Annotated in this window: 5 protein-coding genes and 2 pseudogenes; all 7 read left to right on the plus strand. The window is 65.9% G+C overall.

The window, feature by feature from the left end:
- Positions 1–31 precede the first annotated feature (31 nt).
- On the plus strand, positions 32–3,523 hold the full coding sequence (locus CH278_RS07840) for a non-ribosomal peptide synthetase (protein WP_094621589.1): 3,492 nt from the start codon (positions 32–34) through the stop codon (positions 3,521–3,523).
- 43 nt (positions 3,524–3,566) lie between these two features.
- Entirely contained in the window at positions 3,567–5,222 is a 1,656-nt protein-coding gene (locus tag CH278_RS07845; RefSeq protein ID WP_094621724.1) for a (2,3-dihydroxybenzoyl)adenylate synthase, read from the plus strand.
- 8 nt (positions 5,223–5,230) lie between these two features.
- A pseudogene (locus tag CH278_RS28290) lies at positions 5,231–6,643 on the plus strand (condensation domain-containing protein); the annotation flags it as partial.
- A 78-nt stretch (positions 6,644–6,721) separates the two neighbouring features.
- A pseudogene (locus CH278_RS28295) lies at positions 6,722–8,509 on the plus strand (non-ribosomal peptide synthetase); the annotation flags it as partial.
- Between the two features lie 105 nt (positions 8,510–8,614).
- Positions 8,615–16,213 (plus strand): non-ribosomal peptide synthetase, encoded by a 7,599-nt coding sequence (locus CH278_RS07855; protein ID WP_094621591.1) that lies wholly within the window; start codon positions 8,615–8,617, stop codon positions 16,211–16,213.
- Between the two features lie 127 nt (positions 16,214–16,340).
- Positions 16,341–17,414 (plus strand): ABC transporter substrate-binding protein, encoded by a 1,074-nt coding sequence (locus CH278_RS07860; protein ID WP_256991755.1) that lies wholly within the window; start codon positions 16,341–16,343, stop codon positions 17,412–17,414.
- Between the two features lie 70 nt (positions 17,415–17,484).
- Entirely contained in the window at positions 17,485–19,356 is a 1,872-nt protein-coding gene (locus tag CH278_RS07865) for a siderophore-interacting protein (protein WP_052068938.1), read from the plus strand.
- Positions 19,357–19,479 lie beyond the last annotated feature (123 nt).

A 19,479-nucleotide genomic window follows, 5' to 3' on the forward strand; every position in this document is an offset into this window, starting at 1 on the left:
GCAACACAGTCGATCGAAGGGGACTCACCGGATGGATCAGCGGGGAATCGGACGGGACGAACTGCGGGCGGTGGTTGCAGAACTGATCGGTGCGGAACCCGGGGCTGTGTCGATGGACGCGGATCTGTTCGAGCTCGGTCTCGAATCGATCGTTCTGATGCGGTTGGTCGGGAGATTCCGCAGGCAGGGGTCGACGGTGACGTTTGCCGAGCTCGCTGCGCAGCCGAACATTTCTGCCTGGTCCGAACTGATCGGCGGTTCGGCCGAATCGAGTTCCCGAAACCCCGAGCGGCAATCGACTCTGGTCGAACCGGACACGTCGGAGTTCGATCTCGCACTGTTGCAGCACGCCTACTGGATCGGGCGCAGTGCCGAGCAGCGGTTCGGCGGGGTCGCACCGCATCTCTACACCGAATTCGACGGCGAGGCAGTGGATCCCGATCGACTACGTGCGGCGCTCGATGCCGTCGCGCAACGGCACGAGATGTTGCGGGCCCGGATTTCGGACAACGGACAGCAGCGCATCGAACCGACCTCGGGGTGGCGCGGGTTGACGGTCCACGACCTACGATCCGAGTCCGACCCGACCGACCGCCTCGAAGAAACGCGGCTCCGTCTGACCCACCAGATGCTCGATATCGAAGCGGGCGAGATGTTCTCGGCCGATCTGTCGCTCCTGCCGAACGGTCGCACGCGTCTGCACCTGGACATCGACATGATCGCCGGCGACGCAGTGAGTTTCCGTATTCTGGTTGCAGACCTGGCGCGGGCCTACGACGGCGATCCCCTCCGGGCAATCGAGTACAGCTATTCGCGGTACCTCGCCGATCGCCCGATCGATCGACGCAGCGCCCGTGCTCAGGCCGAACGCTACTGGTCCGAGCGCCTCGACTCACTGCCCGGTGCGCCGACTCTTCCGTTGCTGGAACATGATTCGGGCGCTCCGGTAGCGTTGCGTCGGGCATTTCATCTCGACTCCGCGGCATACGGTGATCTCCAGACGCACGCCAGAGCCCACGGAGTCACCCCGGCGGTGGCAGTGGCCACGGCGTTCGCCGAGGTGATCGGTGCCTGGTCTCGTGAACAACGGTTTCTGCTCAACGTGCCCATGTTCGATCGCGCTCCGACGCATCCCGACGTCGAGAATCTCATCGGTGACTTCTCGTCGTCGGTCATGCTGGAAGTCGATCTGAGCGAGCCGCTCTCGTTCGTCGAACGTTGCCGTCGGATCCGGTCCCGACTGCACGAAGACGCCTCGCACGCCGACTATTCCGGGGTCGAGGTGCTGCGCGACCTCGGCCGCCGTCGAGGAGAGCCGGTGCTGGCTCCCGTCGTCTTCACGAGCGCGCTCGGTTTGGGCGAGTTGTTCGACGCTCGCGCGCGGCAGGTCTTCGGTGATCCGGTGTGGATCATGTCGCAGGGGCCGCAGGTGGTTCTCGACGCGCAGATCACCGAACTCGACGGTGGCGTGTTGGTCAACTGGGACATACGCGAGAACGAGTTCCTCCCAGGAGTTCCCGACGCGATGTTCGACGCGTTCGAGACGCTGGTTCGCGAACTCGTGGTCGACGGTGACTCCGTGTGGGCGGAGCCTGTGGGTCAGCTGGTTCCACCGCGTCAGCTGATGTCGCGAACTCCGGCTGCCGATGTACCCCGAACGGACGCATCGCAGTCGGCCGGGAACGAGACTCTGCACCGCGCCTTCTTCGATCGCGCGTCGCAGCATCCCGACGCGCTGGCGCTCGAGTGGGGCGAGAACGAGTCGATGACGTACGGAGACCTACGAGATCGTGCTCTGAAAGTAGCTGCTGCGCTGACCGATCGCGGCGTGGGGGTGGGCGACACGGTGGGGGTGACGCTGCCGAAGGGGCCCGATCAAGTGGTCGCAGTTCTCGGTGTGCTCGCCGCGGGCGGGGTGTACGTACCGATCGGCGTCGACCAACCGTCGAGCCGTGCTGCGCTGATCGCCCGAAAAGCGGGGTTCACGGTGACGATCGGCGGGTCGGGCGACGACGGTCTCGCGGTGTCCCACGCGATCCTGAGTGAGCCTCGGCCCGCCCCGCACCTCGGCCCCGACACCGCGCCCGCGTACATGATCTTCACCTCCGGCTCCACGGGTGAACCGAAAGGTGTTGTGGTCTCGCATCGAGCCGCGATGAACACGATCATGGATCTGGTCGAACGTTTCGACCTGAACGAGGGCTACCGTCCATTGTGCCTGTCCGAGTTGGACTTCGACCTGTGCACGTTCGACCTGTTCTCGGTGTTCGCGGCCGGCGGTACGGCCGTGCTCATCGAGGAACACGAGCGCAAGGATCCGCAGCGCTGGGCCGCGCTGATTCGTGCGCATCGCGTCACGGTGATCAGCTGCGTGCCCCCGCTGCTGGACATGATCCTGTCCACCGGTGACGATATGGGCGGTTCGCTCGAGGTCGTCATGCTCGGCGGCGACAAGGTGAGTATCGACCTTTACCGGCGGCTGACGGCGGCGGTTCCCGGATGTCGGTTCGCCGGACTCGGTGGCGCTACGGAAACCGCGATCCACAACAGCATCTGTGAGGTCGTGGACGTCGATCCGAACTGGCGCACGGTCGCGTTCGGGGTGCCGCTCGCGTCGATGGCGCTTCGGGTGGTCGATGCGCGTGGGAACCAGGTGCCGGACTGGGTGCCCGGTGAGTTGTGGGTCGCGGGCGTCGGTCTCGCCGACGGCTACCTGGGCGATCCTGAGCGTACGAACGAGCGCTTCGTCGAGGCCGACGGCTACCGCTGGTACCGCACCGGAGACCTGGTTCGGTACTGCCCCGGCTCGACGGCCGAGACCGGCTCCATGGTCGAATTCGTGGGCCGTGTGGACAACCAGATCAAGATCAACGGATTTCGGATCGAACTCGGAGAGATCGAAGCGGTACTCACCGCGGATCACGACGTGGCCACTGCCGCAGCCGTTGTCGACCGCACCGCGGCTCCGGTCCTGCTGGCCGCCGTGGTGCCGACCGATCGAGACGCGGATCCCCGTGAGACGGTAGCGGCCGTGAGGGCCAGGGTCGCCGAGCGTCTCCCAGCGCACATGGTGCCGGAGCAGATCGTGACGGTCTCCGCGCTGCCGCTGACCGTCAACGGCAAGATCGACTCCGCTGCCGTCGTCCGGCTGTGTCGCGCAGCGGGAGAAAGCGAACGGGTCGATGCCCGGATTGCGCCCAGAACTCACCTCGAAAGCGCCCTCGCCCTGATCTGGCAGAAGGTACTCGGCGTCGACGGCATCGGTGTGACGGACACGCTCTTCGCGCTCGGCGGCGATTCCGTCCTGGCGACGACCATCGTCGCCCGCATTCGCGAGTCCTTCGACATCACGTCGGTCACCGTGCGCATGATGTTCGCGGCACCCACCGTGGCCGGGCTCGCGGACCGGATGATCGGCGCAGAAGGTGACGCAGAATTCCTCGAGGCCACCGCCGAGATCTTCCTGTCGGTCGAAGCGATGTCGGAGGACGAACTGTCGGCCGCGCTCGAACACCATTCCTGACCCGCTTCGCATTCCCGGAGGACGAGAATCCATGGTGCAGAACATGACCGAACTTGCCGAGCCGGACGCCGACGTCGACGCTTTCGTCCCGTTCGGCGACGAGCGTGCCCGCAGGTACCTCGACGCCGGGTTGTGGCGAGGTGAAACCCTTCCGGAGGTGTTCGCAACGTGGGCGACGCAGTTCGGCCCTTCGAGGGCGGTCGTCGACGATCGCACGGAGCTGAGGTACGACGAGCTGCTTCGACGAGCGCGGAGCGTCGCAGCCGGATTCGCCGATCGCGGCATCGAACCGGGCGACCGGGTGGTCGTGCAATTGCCGAACTCCGTGAACTTTGCGGTCGTGCTGTTCGCCTTGCTCGAATGCGGAGCGATCCCGGTGCTGACGCTGCCTGCACATCGCCGACGTGAGATCACCCATCTCGCCGCCACCGCATCGGCGGTGGCGTACGTGATCTCCGATCGGGACGGCGACTTCGACTTTCGCGGACTCGCCGATGAGGTCCTCGCGTCGGTGACGAGTGTTCGGCACGTCTTCGTCGACAGTTCCGGACCCGAATCGAACGGCGGCGGGTCCCATACCTCTCTGTCCGCGGTGGCCGGGGTGCCCCGACAGTTTCCGCGCGCCCGGCCGACCGATCCTGCCTTACTGCTGGTCTCCGGTGGCACGACGGGATTGCCCAAGCTGATTGCCCGTACGCACAACGATTACGAATACAACGCCAGGGCCAGTGCGGAGGTCTGCGCTCTCGGTCCCGAGGACGTGTATCTTGCCGTTCTCCCTGCCGCACACAACTTTCCGCTCGCATGCCCCGGGCTGCTCGGTGCCCTCGGGGTAGGGGCAACGGTGGTGTTCTCCGGCAGTGCCAGCCCGGACCACGCGTTCGCGCTGATCGAGAGGTATCGCGTGACGATCACGGCGCTGGTTCCGACGTTGACTCATCTGTGGTGCGAGGCAACGGAATGGGAGGATGCAGACCTGTCCAGCTTGCGGTTGTTGCAGGTCGGGGGAGCGAAGCTGGCACCGGAGGTCGCCAAGCTGGTCGAGCCCGCGCTCGGATGCCGGCTGCAGCAGGTGTTCGGCATGGCCGAAGGACTACTGAACTACACCCGAGCCGAGGACAGCGCGGAACTGGTGATCGGAACGCAAGGCAGGCCGTTGTCCCATCTGGACGAGGTGCGCGTCGTCGATGCGGACGGAAACGATGTATCGCCCGGGGAAGTCGGTGAATTGCTGACGCGGGGCCCCTACACCATCAATGGCTATTATTTTGCGGCAGAACATAATACGAATGCCATCACCCCTGATGGGTTCTATCGCAGTGGGGATCAGGTGCGCGAGCTCGAGTCCGGCCATCTCGTCGTCACCGGTCGCATCAAGGACGTGATCACCCGAAACGGCGAGAACGTCGCGGCCGACGAGCTCGAAGACCTGCTGCTCACCCATCCTGCAGTAGCGCGGGTCGCGGTGATCGGGGTGCCCGATGCCGCTGTGGGCGAAAGTGTCTGCGCAGTCGTGGTGCCGAACGGAAGCGGTCCGACCGTCGCCGACGTGCGGGCCTTCCTGACGGCGGCCGGCTGCGCCGGATTCAAACTGCCCGATCGCGTGGTGACACGAACATCGCTGCCCGTCACCGCCATCGGCAAAGTGGACAAGTCCTTGCTCGTCACACAGTGCACGCAACAGCAGCCGACTCGATGAAGGAACCCATGGATCTCGACGACGTCAGACGTAGGTTGGTGCAGGAGCGGTTGCGGCGTGCCCGAGGCGACGAGGCCGCACCCGAGGCGAGCCGCGGCCCACTCGCGGACGTCGAATCCGCCGAATTCGATTCGTTGAGGGAGCAATTCGGATCCATCGACGACGTCTGGCCACTGTCACCACTGCAGCTCGGGCTCGTCTTCCAGGTAGGTGTCGACGCCGATGCCACCGAGCTGTACACCGTCCGCACCGTCGTCGAGGTCGACCGCGTCCTCGACGACGACAGGATCAGGCGAGCTCTGCAATCGGTCGTCGATACCACCGCGGCGATGCGGACGGCCTTCGTGACGCCGGACGACACCGCGCCGGCCCAGGTCGTACTCTCTGCGGTGCAGGCACCGTTGACGGTGGTGGATCTCCGTGCGTGCCCGGCGAGCGAGGTGGACGATCGATGGAGCCGGATTCTCGCGGACGACCGGGCGCTCTCGTTCGACATCGCTGCGCCGCCACTGTTTCGGGTCACCCTGGTGCACCTTCCCGGAGGGGTCGACCGACTGTTGACCACCTACTGGTTCGGGTGCTTCGACGGCGGATCCTCGGCACTGCTCGTGGCTCGAGTCCTGGAGCAGCACGACGAGAACGGCACGCCCGTTACTACGGACCACGGCTACCGTGAGTATCTGCGTTGGCTGGCTTCTCGCGACCGTGCCGAGTCCGAGCAGGCGTGGCAGCGGTACTTCGGCGATATCGACAGCCCGACCTCGGTGGCTGCGGAGGCCACCCGCGGGGACGGTTCACCCCGCAGGATCGAACGCAGAGTGACGGCAGCGGTGTCCGGCGCGCTGGATCTGCACGCACGTCGATCCGGTTCGACTCTGTTCACGGTTCTCGCAGCGGCCTGGGCGAGTGTGTTGATGCGTGTGGTGGGGCGGTCCGATGTGGTGTTCGGTACCGCCGTCGCCGGTCGGCCCATGGATGTGGCCGGTTCCGACACCGCGATCGGCGCGTTCATCAGCACGGTGCCGATCCGGGTGACGGCAGGTGGATTCGATTCGGCCACCGATGTGGCTGCGCGCGTGCAGGATCAGCGTCTCGACCTGATGCCGCACGACACCCTCGGTCTCGGTGGAATTCAGCAGGCCATCGGTGCGGGGGCTCTGTTCGACACCCTGCTCGTCCTGCGTAACGCTGCCGGGCCTGCGGGACGACAAGAATCGACGTCGGCAGGGAACGAGCGCCGCGTGCGACACATCTCGACCGTCGATGGGTCCGAGTTCCCGGTGTCCATCGCAGTGGATCCCGGCGATGAACTGAACCTGTCGGTGACGTATCTACCCGATTCTGTGGACGACGAGCGTGCCCGATCGCTGCTCGACTCGTTCGCATCGGCACTCGATACCGTTGCAGCGCAGCCCGATCTGCCGATATCGCGCTGGCCGTCTGCCCCGGGCGACATGCCGAGTGTCGTCGAGAACGAGTTCGACGGCCGATCGGAACGACTGCAGGACAACACGATCGCCGAATTGCTCGCCGCACGCGCCGCGGCCGTTCCCGACGACATCGCGTTGGTGTTCGGAGACCGGCGGCTGACCTTCGGCGACCTCGACCGGCGGGTGAACGCCTGCGCACTGGCGCTGCTTCGCCGGGGTGCCGCTCCCGAACGCATCGTGGCCCTCGCTCTGCCGAGATCGGTGGAGATGGTGGTGGCCCTGTTCGCGGTGCTGCGTACCGGTGCCGCGTACCTGCCCCTCGAACTCGACTATCCGACAGAGCGTCTCGACGTCATGTTGGCCGACGCGCAACCGGCCGTTCTGGTGTCGACGGTGGACACGGAGAGTCGGGGATTGGCCACCACCGCCACACGGATGGTCGTCGACTCCCCTGAGGTCGCAACAGAGTTGGCGTACGACATCGACGCGTCGGAAGTCGAGGAGGCCACCGCGTCGGTCGGTTTTGCGTCCGGCACCGTCGGCCGACTCGAGCACCCCGCCTACGTCATCTACACCTCCGGCTCGACCGGAACACCGAAGGGCGTCGTCACTCCGTATCGCGGTCTGACGAACATGCAGATCAATCACCGGAACGAGATCTTCGCTCCCACCGTCGCCGCGGCAGGAGACCGCACCCTGCGGATCGCACACACGGTGTCGTTCTCCTTCGACATGTCGTGGGAGGAGTTGCTGTGGCTCGTCGAAGGTCACGAGGTACACATCTGCGACGAGGAATTACGCCGCGACGGTGAGGCATTGGCTCACTACTGCGAGCAGAACAGAATCGACGTGGTCAACGTGACGCCCACGTATGCCGGACATCTGCTCGATCTCGGACTGTTGGACGAACGCGACGGACATCGAATTCCCCTGGTCTTGCTGGGTGGTGAGGCGGTACCGGATGCACTGTGGAGTCGGCTCGACGGCATCGGCTACAACCTGTACGGGCCTACCGAGTACACGATCAACGCGCTCGGTACCGGAACAAGGGACAGCGTCGGGCCGTCCATCGGTTCGCCGATTCTGGGCACACGTGCGTCCGTCCTGGACCAGTGGCTACGGCCGGTCCCGATCGGTTCGGTGGGGGAGTTGTACCTCTCCGGTGTCGGTCTTGCTCGGGGCTATGTGAACCGATTCGGCGACACGGCAACGAGATTCGTGGCCGACCCCTTGACTCCGGGCGCACGGATGTACCGCACCGGTGATCTGGTTCGCATTCGAGCCGACGGTCTGTTCGACTACCTCGGTCGCGCGGACGACCAGGTGAAGATTCGCGGCTATCGAGTGGAGACCGCAGAGGTCGAACGCGCCGTGGCCGCATGCGAGGGTGTGATGGGCGCGGTGGTGCGTACGGTGCAGATCGGGAGTGGTACTCGCGCCCTGGCCGCATACGTCGTTCCTCGCGACGGCGGTACGACCGACACGTCCGTGCTGTTCGGTTCCATTCGAGACCGGCTGGCAGCGACGTTGCCCGAGTACATGGTGCCGACGTTGTTCGCTGCCCTGGAACGCATTCCGATGACGATCAACGGCAAGCTCGATGTGCGGGCTCTTCCGACCGTCGACGCCGTGGGCGGAGGCACGTTCGTACCGGCCCGAACGCCGGTGGAAACGATGTTGTGCGAGATCGTCGCGGCGGTTCTGGGTGTCGGACGCGTGGGGATCGACGACGACTTCTTCGCGCTCGGCGGCGACAGCATCACCTGCCTGGCCGTGGCATCGCGGGCGCGAAAGGCCTCGATTCCGCTGGCACCGCGTGAGGTGATGCGCAAGCGGACGGTGCGAATGTTCGGGGCGGAGCTCACACCGGACGCCGACGCACGCCCCGCTGTCCACGCCGCCGCCACGGTGGAACTGTCCCAGGACGAGCTCGACGAACTCGAAAGCAGTATGTGAGCAGACATGACGACCGACACCGCGGCCACGTCGCAGTCCAAGATCGCCGCCGTACTCCCACTCACCGCACTGCAGGTCGGGATGTACCTGCAATCGACGCTCGCCGAGCGAGCGCAGGATCCGTACCTGTCGCAGACGGTGCTCGACCTGTCCGCCGCGGTGGATCGCGGCCGGCTCGATCGTGCCCTCGAACTGCTGTTGGATCGCTACCCGAACATCAGAGCGCTGCTGCGGCAACGCCGTAACGGTGATCTGGTCTGGGTGGTACCGCGCGCGTCGACGCCGGTCGTGACGGCCGTCGACGACGAGTGGGATGATCATCTCCGACGAGACCGCTCGGCCGGGTTCGCGTTCTTCGAGCAGCCGCTCATTCGCTTCTCCTACTCCACTTCTGCGCGCGCCCCGCGAGTTCTGATCACCTACCATCACGCGCTGATGGACGGGTGGTCCGAGGCCATCTTCGTCAGGGAGCTGATCGCTCTCTACGAATCGGGCGAGGGGGCGCAGTTGCCGCCTGCACCCGACTTCGGCGATTATCTCGCGTGGACAGCGTTGCAGGACAACGTCACTGCGCGTCAGCGGTGGGCCGACTACCTCGACGGGTTCGAGTCCGCGACTCTCGTTGCCGGGGACCGAGCGAATGGGTCCAGCGCGGGCACGCGCTCGCGCCTGGACGTCGATATCGACGATGCGTTGGCCCAGCGGGTGTCCGAATACGCGCGTCGTACCGGCGTGACCACGAACGTCGTCGTGCAGACAGCCTGGGCAGCGATGCTGTCGGCGAGAACCGGTTCCGACGATGTGGCCTTCGGGATGGCGACGTCGCTGCGGCCGTTCGATCTCGATGGTGCCGAGGCGATGGTGGGTTTGCTGCTCAACACCGTGCCGGTCCGCCTGCGGTGGAACTCGGCTGCAACGGCGACCGAGATGCTCGCACGCGTGCAGGCAGACCACCTCGACCTGGACGAGTATCGGTTCCTCGGGCTGTCCGACATCGCCGGAACAGTCGGCGGCGGAGAGCTGTTCGACACCATAGTCGTGTACCAGAACTATCCCGCACCGATACCCGAGACGAGCGGGACCGTCGACGAGATCACGGTGCTGGGAGCGCACATGAGCTTCCCGATGGCGTTGATCGTGGGCCCCGATCCTGCTCTGTGGGCATTCGTACTGCACGACGAGGCCGCTGTCGGCCGGCAGCAGGCCGCCATGTACGCCGAGACGTTCGTCGAGATGCTCGATCGGATGACGACAGTGTCGGACATCGACGTCACTCGACTGGTGGCCGCCCCACATGGACAGGGGCGCAGCGTCGGACCGGCCCGAACCGTGGTGCCGATCGAGACCGCTCTGGCAGCACGCTTCGAGCAGTCCCGCGACGACGTGGCACTGCTGATCGGCGGCGAGCTCATCACGTTCGGGCAGTTGTCCACGCGGGTCGGACAGGTGTCCGCACTGCTGCGTGTGCACCACATCGGTGTCGAAAGCCGCGTCGCTGTTGCGGTGGGCAGAGGTCTCGACATGGTGGCGGCGCTGTTGGCGACCATCGACGTCGGCGCAGCGTTCGTACCCGTCGACATTCGCTACCCACGTGAGCGGATCGAACTGATCCTGTCCGATTCCGGGCACGACCTGCTGTTGATCGACGATGCGACCCCCGCGGCACTGACGGATATGGAGACTGCGGTCCGCGTCGATACCGTTGTACGACAACAGGACTGGACGCCGCCGTTCGGTCGCAGCGTCCCGGGTGAGTGCGCGGCCTATCTCGTGTACACGTCGGGTTCGACCGGAACGCCCAAGGGTGTGGTCGGCACCAGGAACGCGTTGGCCAACCGGCTGCAGTGGGCGGTGACGCGGTGGGGCAGACCGGGCAGCCGAGTTGCCAAGAGTTCGCTGGCGTTCATCGACGGCGCGACGGAGTTGCTCACCGGCATTCTCGCGGGCCAACGTGTGGTACTCGCGCAGGATCACCAGTACGGCGATTCGGGTGCCGTGGCTTCGCTCATCGGACGGTCCGGTGCCGAACAGGTCACCGCCATCGGTTCTCTGGCTGCCGCGCTGGCCGCTGCGGCGCCGTCGGACTGCGCTTCGGTGACCGGTTGGATACTCAGCGGAGAACCGTTGACCGACCACATGATCGACGTGATCCGAGCGGTGACGCCGGACGCCACGATCGACAATTCCTACGGATCCTCCGAAGTCGCAGGCGACGTCGCCGTCCAGCGGGTCGACGGCGACCCTGCGGTCATCGGAACCTCGGTGGACAACACCACACTGCGGCTGCTCGACTCTCGGCTACGCCCGGTTCGGAACGCCGTTCCTGCCGACCTGTACGTGTCGGGCGTGCAGCTCGCCCGCGGATACTCCGGGAAACCGGCCGAGACCGCGACTCGCTTCGTCGCAGATCCCGGCGGCGATGGCGCGCGAATGTACCGCACCGGGGACCGTGCCCGTCTCGTCGACGGCGTCCTGGTATTTCTGGGTCGAGACGATCGGCAGGTCAAGATCAGAGGCCATCGCGTCGAACTGGGGGAGGTCGAAAGTTGGACGGCCAGTGACCCTTCGGTCGACGAGTGCGCCGTGGTCGCTGTGTCCGACGGTGACGGCGTCGGTGTGCTGGTGGCCTACGTGACTCCCGACTCGGTCGACACCGCGTCGGTGCGGGAGGCGCTTCGTCGCCGGGTTCCCGACTATCTGGTGCCCGCATTCTGGGTGGCCGTCGACAGTATTCCCAGAACCCCCAACGGCAAGGCCGATCGAAAAGTTCTGCAGGAGCGCGGAATACCCGACGGTGGTCCCAGCCGATCGCGACCGGCTGCATCCGAGGACGAGCGAGCGCTCGCGGCGCTGTTCGCAGACACCACCCGTGCGGAGAGCGCCCAGTCCATCGGCGTCGACGACGACTTCTTCTTGCTCGGCGGCGACAGCATCACCGCCATCACCCTCGTCCATCACGCGCGCACCGCCGGACTTCCGATCACCACCGCAGACGTCTTCGAGTGTCGAACGGTCGCAGGGCTGGTGGAGCGGGGCCGAAGCGCCCGGGCCGTTGCGATCGTCGACCGGCCCGACAGTTCGGTAGCGCTGCTGACCGATGCCGATGTAGCCGAATTGCGCTCTCATGGAATCGATCCAGAGGCAGCTCGCCCGGCCACTCCGCTGCAGCGGGGCTTGGCATTCCAGTCCGTAGCCTCGGGCGACGGAGTGGAGGAAATCTACGTCATCGCCACCGAATTCGAGGTGCACGGGCTGCTGGATCCGCGACGTCTCGGGGGCGCACTCGACGCGCTCCTCGACCGTCATCCAGCGCTGCGCTCGCGCTTTCTGACGTTGAGCACCGGGACGACCGTCGCGATCCGCGATACGGGTCGAGTCGTACTCCGCCGTCATGTCGTCGACGATCCGACGTCGCCTACCGCCCGTGACCTGATCGACCAGGACAGGCGTGCGTTCGACATAGAGCAGGACTCGCTCGTCCGAATTCTGCTGCTGGACTGCGGGAACGATCGTCACCGGGTGGTGCTGACCGTCCACCATCTTCTCGCGGACGGGTGGTCCATGGGCACTGTGGGTACCGAGCTGTTCAAGCTCTACCGGGGCCTGGCACTGCCGGAACCTGCGCGGTTCGACGACTACCTGCGGTGGCTCGCGCGCCGCGACGACTCGTCCGTCGACGCGTGGCGTCGCGCGCTCGGCGCGGACGTGGCACCGACGATGGTGGCAGCGTCGGCATCGGCATCGTCGTCGGTACGTTCCGAGGCGCACGAGATCGACCTCGAGTGGAGTGCGCAGGACACCGCTCGGCTCATCGAGTCGGCGCGTCGTCGATCGTCGACGCTGAGCGAACTGGTCGATGCAGCATGGGCCGTGGTGCTCTCGGCATTCACGGATTCTCCGTCGGTCGTGTTCGGCTCGACGGTCTCGGGGCGTCCCACCGACCTCGATCGTGTCGCAGACATGGTCGGACTGTTCATCAACACCGTTCCCGTCCGTGTCGACGTCGGACCCGATGCACGTCTGTCGACCGTGCTCGCTGGTCTGCGGGACTTCTCGATCGCCGTGGCTCCGCATCATCACGTGGGCCTGGCAGACATTCATAAGGCCGTCGGGCGGGGAACGCTGTTCGACACACTCGTGGTGTTCGAGAACTTCGCTGCTGCAGACACTTCGGGTGTCGATGCCGAGAACTTCTCGGTGTCGGTCGCCGGATTCCACACAGTGACGCACTACCCGCTCGTGTTGACGGTCCATCCGGGCGAACGGATGCGGCTGGTGGTCGAATACCGCAGCGACTCGGTGCCCGTGACTCGCGCCCGCTCAGTGGCGTCCGCACTGACCTCGGTGTTGGGTGCGTTCGCCGACGAAGGCGACCCGCCGATCGCCGCACTGTCTCTCGTCGACGAGACGACGACTCGGATTCTCCGCACCGAGTACGCCGGCTCGCAGCGTCGGTATCCGGACGGGACGATGGTGGACCTGTTCGCCGACCGCGTCGCGTTGCAACCGGACACCGTTGCTGTTGCAGACGCCGCCACGGCTCTGACGTTCGCCGAGCTCGATCGCGTCTCCAATCGAATTGCGCGATGGCTCCTCGGTTTCGGTGTCGGCGCGGAAGATATCGTGGCCGTCGAGGCCCCACGAACCGTGACGACGATGGCGACGATCCTCGGGGTCATGAAGTCCGGGGCCGCCTACCTCCCGATCGACCCGAACTGGCCCACCGAACGCGCGCGGCAGATTCTCGACGATGCGCAGCCGGTGATCACGGTGACGGCATCGGCGGTCGAGGCCCTGACGCCGTCGTCGACGGACAGGATTGCCGTCACCGATTCCGAGCGTCGGTCCGCATTGCATCCCGACCACCCGGTGTACTTCATCTACACCTCCGGTACGACCGGTGTGCCCAAGGGAGTCTCGGTACCGCACCGAGGACTGGCGAATCTCTATCACTCCCATCGCGAGAGCGTGCATCTGCCGACGGCGGCGCGCGCGGGCACGGACACTCTGAACGTGGCGCATGCCTGGTCGATGGCCTTCGACGCATCCTGGCAACCGCAGTTGTGGATGTTCGGCGGGCACACAGTACATCTCATCGATCCCGAGGTCGTTCTCGACCCGAGAGAACTCACCGAGCGACTGCGAACGCTGTCGGTGGATTTCATCGAGGTCGTACCCTCGTTGCTCGAACAGATGATGCGGTCGGGATCGATCGACACACTCACGTCGGTCGGGGTCGGCGGCGAGGCGGTAACGGTCGACTTGTGGAACAGGTTGCGCGCGAACGAATCTGTGGTCGCCTACAACTTCTACGGACCCACCGAGGCCACCGTCGATGCGGTGTTCACATCGACGGATCTGTCGCCCGAGCCCGTGATCGGTAGGCCGGTGACCAACCTGAAGGCATACGTGTTGGACGCCTGTCTTCGGCTCGCGCCTCCCGGGGCGCTCGGCGAGCTCTATTTGGCCGGGCCGGGCGTGGTGCGCGGGTATCGCAACGCGCCGGGGCGCACCGCGCACCGCTTCGTTGCCGATCCCTTCGCCGCGGACGGTACTCGGCTCTATCGGACCGGGGATCTCGTGTCGTGGACCGAATCCGGCACATTGAGGTATGCCGGTCGCGCGGACGACCAGGTCAAGATCCGCGGGCATCGCGTCGAAGTGGGGGAAGTCGAAAGTCGATTGCGAGAGATCGATGCCGTCGCAGACGCGCGGGTGCTGGTGCATACGTCGGGTATCGCTACCGGGCAGGCGACCCTCGCTGGATACGTCGTTGCTGAGCCGGGACGGACGATCGACGTGAGCGCCGTGCGCGCGGGTCTGGGCGAACTCCTTCCGTCGTACATGGTTCCATCGTCGGTGACCGTGCTCGATGCGTTCCCTGTGCTGCCGAACGGAAAGCTCGATGCGGCCGCGTTACCCGACCCCGTCCCGACCCTCGGTTCCGGGCGCGCGCCGCGCACCGACGTCGAGCGGGAGATATGCCGCGCAGTAGCCGCTGTGCTGCATGTGCCGGAGGTCTCCGCGGACGACGACTTCTTCGATCTCGGGGGCGACAGCATCATGGCCATGGAGTTGTCGGCGCGGCTGCGGACGGTGGGCATGGCGGTCTCGCCCCGTCACATCGTCGCTCGGCGCACGCCGGAAGCACTTGCTCAGCAAGCGGAGTCGGCGCAACCGATGGCCTCCGGCGTCGAGGAACTGTCGCCGTACGGAGAAGTCCCGTTGACACCGATCCTCCGCTGGATGGACAGCCTCGATGGGTCCGTCGACGAGATCTCGCAGGCGGTGTTGCTGGAGGCTCCCGCCGATCTGACCGAGAACTCGCTGATCGAGCTTCTCGATCTCGTGGTGGCCAGGCACCCCATCCTGCATTCGAGTTTCGAGCGTCGTCCCGGCTCCGAGTCCGTGTTCACCGTGTTGCCGGACGGTACTGCCGACGTGGCCGAGTGGGTCCGTACCGAGTATGTGGACGGGCTCACCGAATCGCTGCTCGCAGAGCGTGTTGCCGCCCAGTCACGCGCGGCACGTGGTCGGCTCGATCCCCGGATCGGCCGGATGGTCGATGTGGTGTGGCTGCGCCACCACGGTGACACCGACTCCTCGGGTGAGCTCCTGATCACGCTGCATCACCTCGTGGTCGACGGGGTCAGCTGGCGAATACTGCTGCCGGACATCACGACTGCGTGGCAGCAGCGGTTGTCGGCGGATCGCGGCCCGATCGGGCCTTCCATGCGGCAGTGGGCGCACGAGATCCACCGCCTCGCCGGCTCTGCCGAGGTGCTCGCCGATCTGGAGTACTGGACACGCGTCGGCGACGGGGCTGGACGGGTTCCGTTGGTGCGTCCGGTCGATCCGTCGATCGATACCGGTGCAGGCGTACGCACCACCACGTTCGCGCTGTCCCCTCAGGAAAGCGCGCGGATTCTCGCCGCAGCCCGCCCACGGTTCGGGGTGTCCGTCGAACATCTGTTGTTGGGAACGTTCGCGGCCGCGACAGTCGAGTGGATGGACAGCGGTGCGGCGGGTCCGCAGTCGTTCGTCGTCGACGTGGAGGGGCACGGGCGGTCGGGAATCGCGTCCGATCGGGTGGACGGCTCTTCCGTGGTCGGATGGCTCACGGCTGTGTTCCCGCTCCGCCTGACCGCTGACGCGACCGACCATCGCACCCTGATGTCGCACCGGTCCGATCCTGTTGCCGCAGAATCGGTTCTGCGTACGATCGCGACGGACGCGGCTCGGTCGAGGGATTCGGTGCCGGGAGACGGGTCGACGTACGGCATGCTGCGGTGGTGCAGCGGCGAGGCGGGTGCGGTGCTGCGGCACATGCCCACGGCCGACATCGAATTCAATTATCTGGGCCGTTTCGACACCGCGACAGGCGGTCCGTTCGGGGCCAGCCGACTGCGTAGCAGTCTCGACACCACGCCCGGCACCGAGACGCCCTGCGGCTATGCGTTGGTCGTCGACAGCTACGTGCACGAACAGGACGGGTCGTCGGTACTCGGTGTGACGTACACGTGGCCGGCAGGAGTGCTCGACGGTGTGGAGGAACTGGCCGGGCTCTGGCGGGAGGCCCTGTCGGCCGCGTGTCGAATTGTGTAGGACAGGGAGTCCGAGGACGGCCTAATGAGGCAAGGGTAACCTCATTAGTGCTACCTTGTCAGTCGCCTCGCCCGGTCGGGTGTGGACGCAGTCAGTGCGTGGTCGAGTCGAGAGGTTCCGAAGAACGATGAAGGTTCGTACGAAGTGGATGAGGAGCGCCGCGTCGATCGCGCTCGCCGGAGGGCTGACCATCGCCCTCGCCGCCGGATGCAGCAGCGACACCGAGGAGACGCCTGCCGCCGACTCCACGACGTCTGCGCAGGAGTCCGCATTTCCGGTCACGATCGACTCGGCACTCGGATCCGCGACGATCCCCGAGGCACCGAAGCGGATCGCGACCTGGGGTTGGTCGAACCAGGACGCGATTCTCGCCCTCGGAGTCGTACCCGTTGCGATGCCTACATTCGACGGTGCCCAGTACGGTGCGGACGAACGCGGCGTTCTGCCGTGGGACGCGAAGGCTCTCGCCGACCTGGGCGGCGACGCGCCGACACTGCTCTCCGGTGACGGCACCGGAGCGGTTCCGGTCGAGCAGTTCGCTGGCGCCGCACCGGATCTGATCTTCGCGCCGTACTCGGGGTTGAGCCAGGAGGAGTTCGACAAGCTCTCCGACATCGCGCCCGTCGTCGCGTACCCGGACAAGCAGTGGACCACGTCGTGGGAGGACCAGCTGAGCATCGCGGGCAAGGCGCTGGGCAAGGAGAAGGAGGCCGCCGACCTGGTTTCCGGAGTCGAGGGCTCGATTGCCGATGCGGCGACGAAGTACTCTGCGCTGCAAGGCAAGACGGTCACCGTCGCGCTGCCCAACGCACCCGGCACTTTCGCCGTCAGCAAGGACAACGACGTACGAGTCGAGTTCCTCGAGCAGCTCGGTCTCGTCAACGAGCCCACCATCCAACAGGCCGACCCGGCCAAGGACCCCGACGCCGTGTACTTCGAGCTCAGCCTCGAACAGGCGTCGTTGCTGAAGTCCGACGTGCTGTTCGTCGTGGCGTACGACAAGGAATCTCTCGCCGGGTTCCTGGCCGAACCCGCCGTGGCCTCGCAGCCCGTACTTTCGCAGGGGCGTACCGCCTCCACCGAGGCCCTCAGTGCCGACAAGAACTTCGCGTTCGGTGGCCTGACGGTGCTGACGATCCCGTACATCCTCGACGACGTGGCCTCGGCGCTGAACACTGCCGCCGAGAACGTTCAGGGCTGACAACACTCGGGCGGCCCACTCGACGCGAGCACAGGCGTATTCACTTTCGACGACAGGAGCGTGTTCCACCGTGGCAAGGTCCCATCGACTTCAGGTCGTCTTTCCCGAAGTCCTGCGCACGGCAACGGTGATCGAAACACGTCAGCTGGGTTCGGGTATGCGCCGAATCGTGTTGGGTGGGCCGCAGCTGCGCGAGTTCTCGCGCGGCGACTACCGGTTCCCGGCGTTGCGCAGCGAAGGATTCGACGACTTCGTTCGGTTGTTCTTCCCGGCGGAGACCGACGGCACGGTGGTGCTTCCGACCCAGCACGAGCGCACCGTCGAATGGCCGCGTGATCCGCGTCCGGTGACCCGCAACTACACCGTGCGCAGCGTCGATCCCGAGACCGCGCAGGTGACTCTCGACTTCGTCACCCACGACACCGGCATCGCGTCGACGTGGGGTCGGCGTTGCCGCGTCGGCGATTCCATCACCCTGCTCGGACCGGTGCGGTCGGGCCATGCTCCGGCCGATGTCGACTGGGTGTTGCTCGTCGGCGACGAGACCGCGTTACCTGCCATCGCTCGGTATCTCGAAGAGGCATTGCCGGGCCGGCGAATTCGGGTGTTCGTCGAGGTCGCCGACGTCGAGCGAGAGTTGCCGTTGCCGACGGCCGCCGACGCCGAGATCACGTGGGTCCATCGTGACGGCGTCACCGCCGGCACCGGCGACTTGCTCGACAGTGCGGTGCGGGCGGCACCCTGGTGGGACGGAACGGTGTTCGCCTGGGTGGCAGGGGAAGCGACCGCTCTCAAGGGAATCCGTCGGTATCTGCGCGAGGACCGCGGCCTGCCGCCGGAGATGGTCGACGTCACCGGGTACTGGCGTCGCGCCGAGGTTCTGACCCGCGCCGACGATCCCGAGGTGCCCGACCTCAGCGGCGGTGAGTCCGAGCCGTTCGACAGGCTCGCCGAACGTGCGGAAATACTGTCGCCCTTCGCTTTCAGGGCGGCCAACACGTTACGTATCCCGTTGCACGTGTCCCGAGGGGCGTGCTCCGTCGAATCGCTGGCGGAAGCCACCGAGACGGACGCGCGCGCCCTCGCGAAATTCGTGCGCTATCTGCGTGCCGTCGACGTCCTCGCCGAGAACTCCACCGGTGATCTGATTCTCGGCGATATCGGTGAGGCGATGCTCGGCGACGACTGGATCTCGCACTGGCTGGACCTGGACGGGATCGAGGCACGGGTGGAACTGTCGATCACAGGTCTGGTGGACAGCCTGCGGACCGGTACCGCCAGCGCGAGCCTGCTGACCGGCAACACGTTGACCGAAGACCTCGAGGCGTCCCCGCGGCTCGCCGAACTGCATCACAACCACATCGCCGACGAGGCCGCGTTCCTGGGTCCTGCTCTGGTGCAAGACTATTCGTTCGACGGGGTCTCGACCCTGTTGGTGGCGGGGGCAGGATCCGGAGTGGTGCTCGGTTCCGTTCTCTCCCGGTACGACGGAGTATCGGCGGGTGTGCTCGGGTTGCCCAGCGAACTCGACCTGATTCGACGCGACCTCGGGAAATGGCCCGAACTCGAAGGGCGAGTGGTGAATCACCCGCAGAGCGTGATGTCCGAGCCGCATGTGGAGCACGGGAACGGATTCGACGCGTATCTGTTGCTCGAGGTCACCGGACACTATCGAGACGACGATCTCGCACTGCTGTTGCGCAACGCGGCAACAGGATTGGCCGACAACGGAAAATTGGTGGTCGTCGAGCGACTGTCCAACGACGGGTCGTTCAACGAGGACCAGTCGGAATTCGATCTGCTGATGCTCTGCATGCACGGCAGCGGTGTACGAACGAAAGCCGAATTTGCCTGCGTAGCAGCCGATGCCGGCCTCGAGGTCGCGGCGTCGACGCTGGTCGGCTGGGGTATCTCGGTGCTCGATCTACGCCGTGTTCGCTGACACCGAGGAAGCCGTTGTGCTGCCGAGTCGGTTAGGTTAGCGTTCCCTATCGAAGGCGCGCGCCGATGCCGACCGCAGACGTTGCGCGCAATGCGCGGTCACGGACCGATTCACCGTCAGGAG

This window comes from Rhodococcus sp. 05-2254-5, from assembly GCF_002258575.1.
Classification (GTDB): Bacteria; Actinomycetota; Actinomycetes; order Mycobacteriales; family Mycobacteriaceae; genus Rhodococcoides; species Rhodococcoides fascians.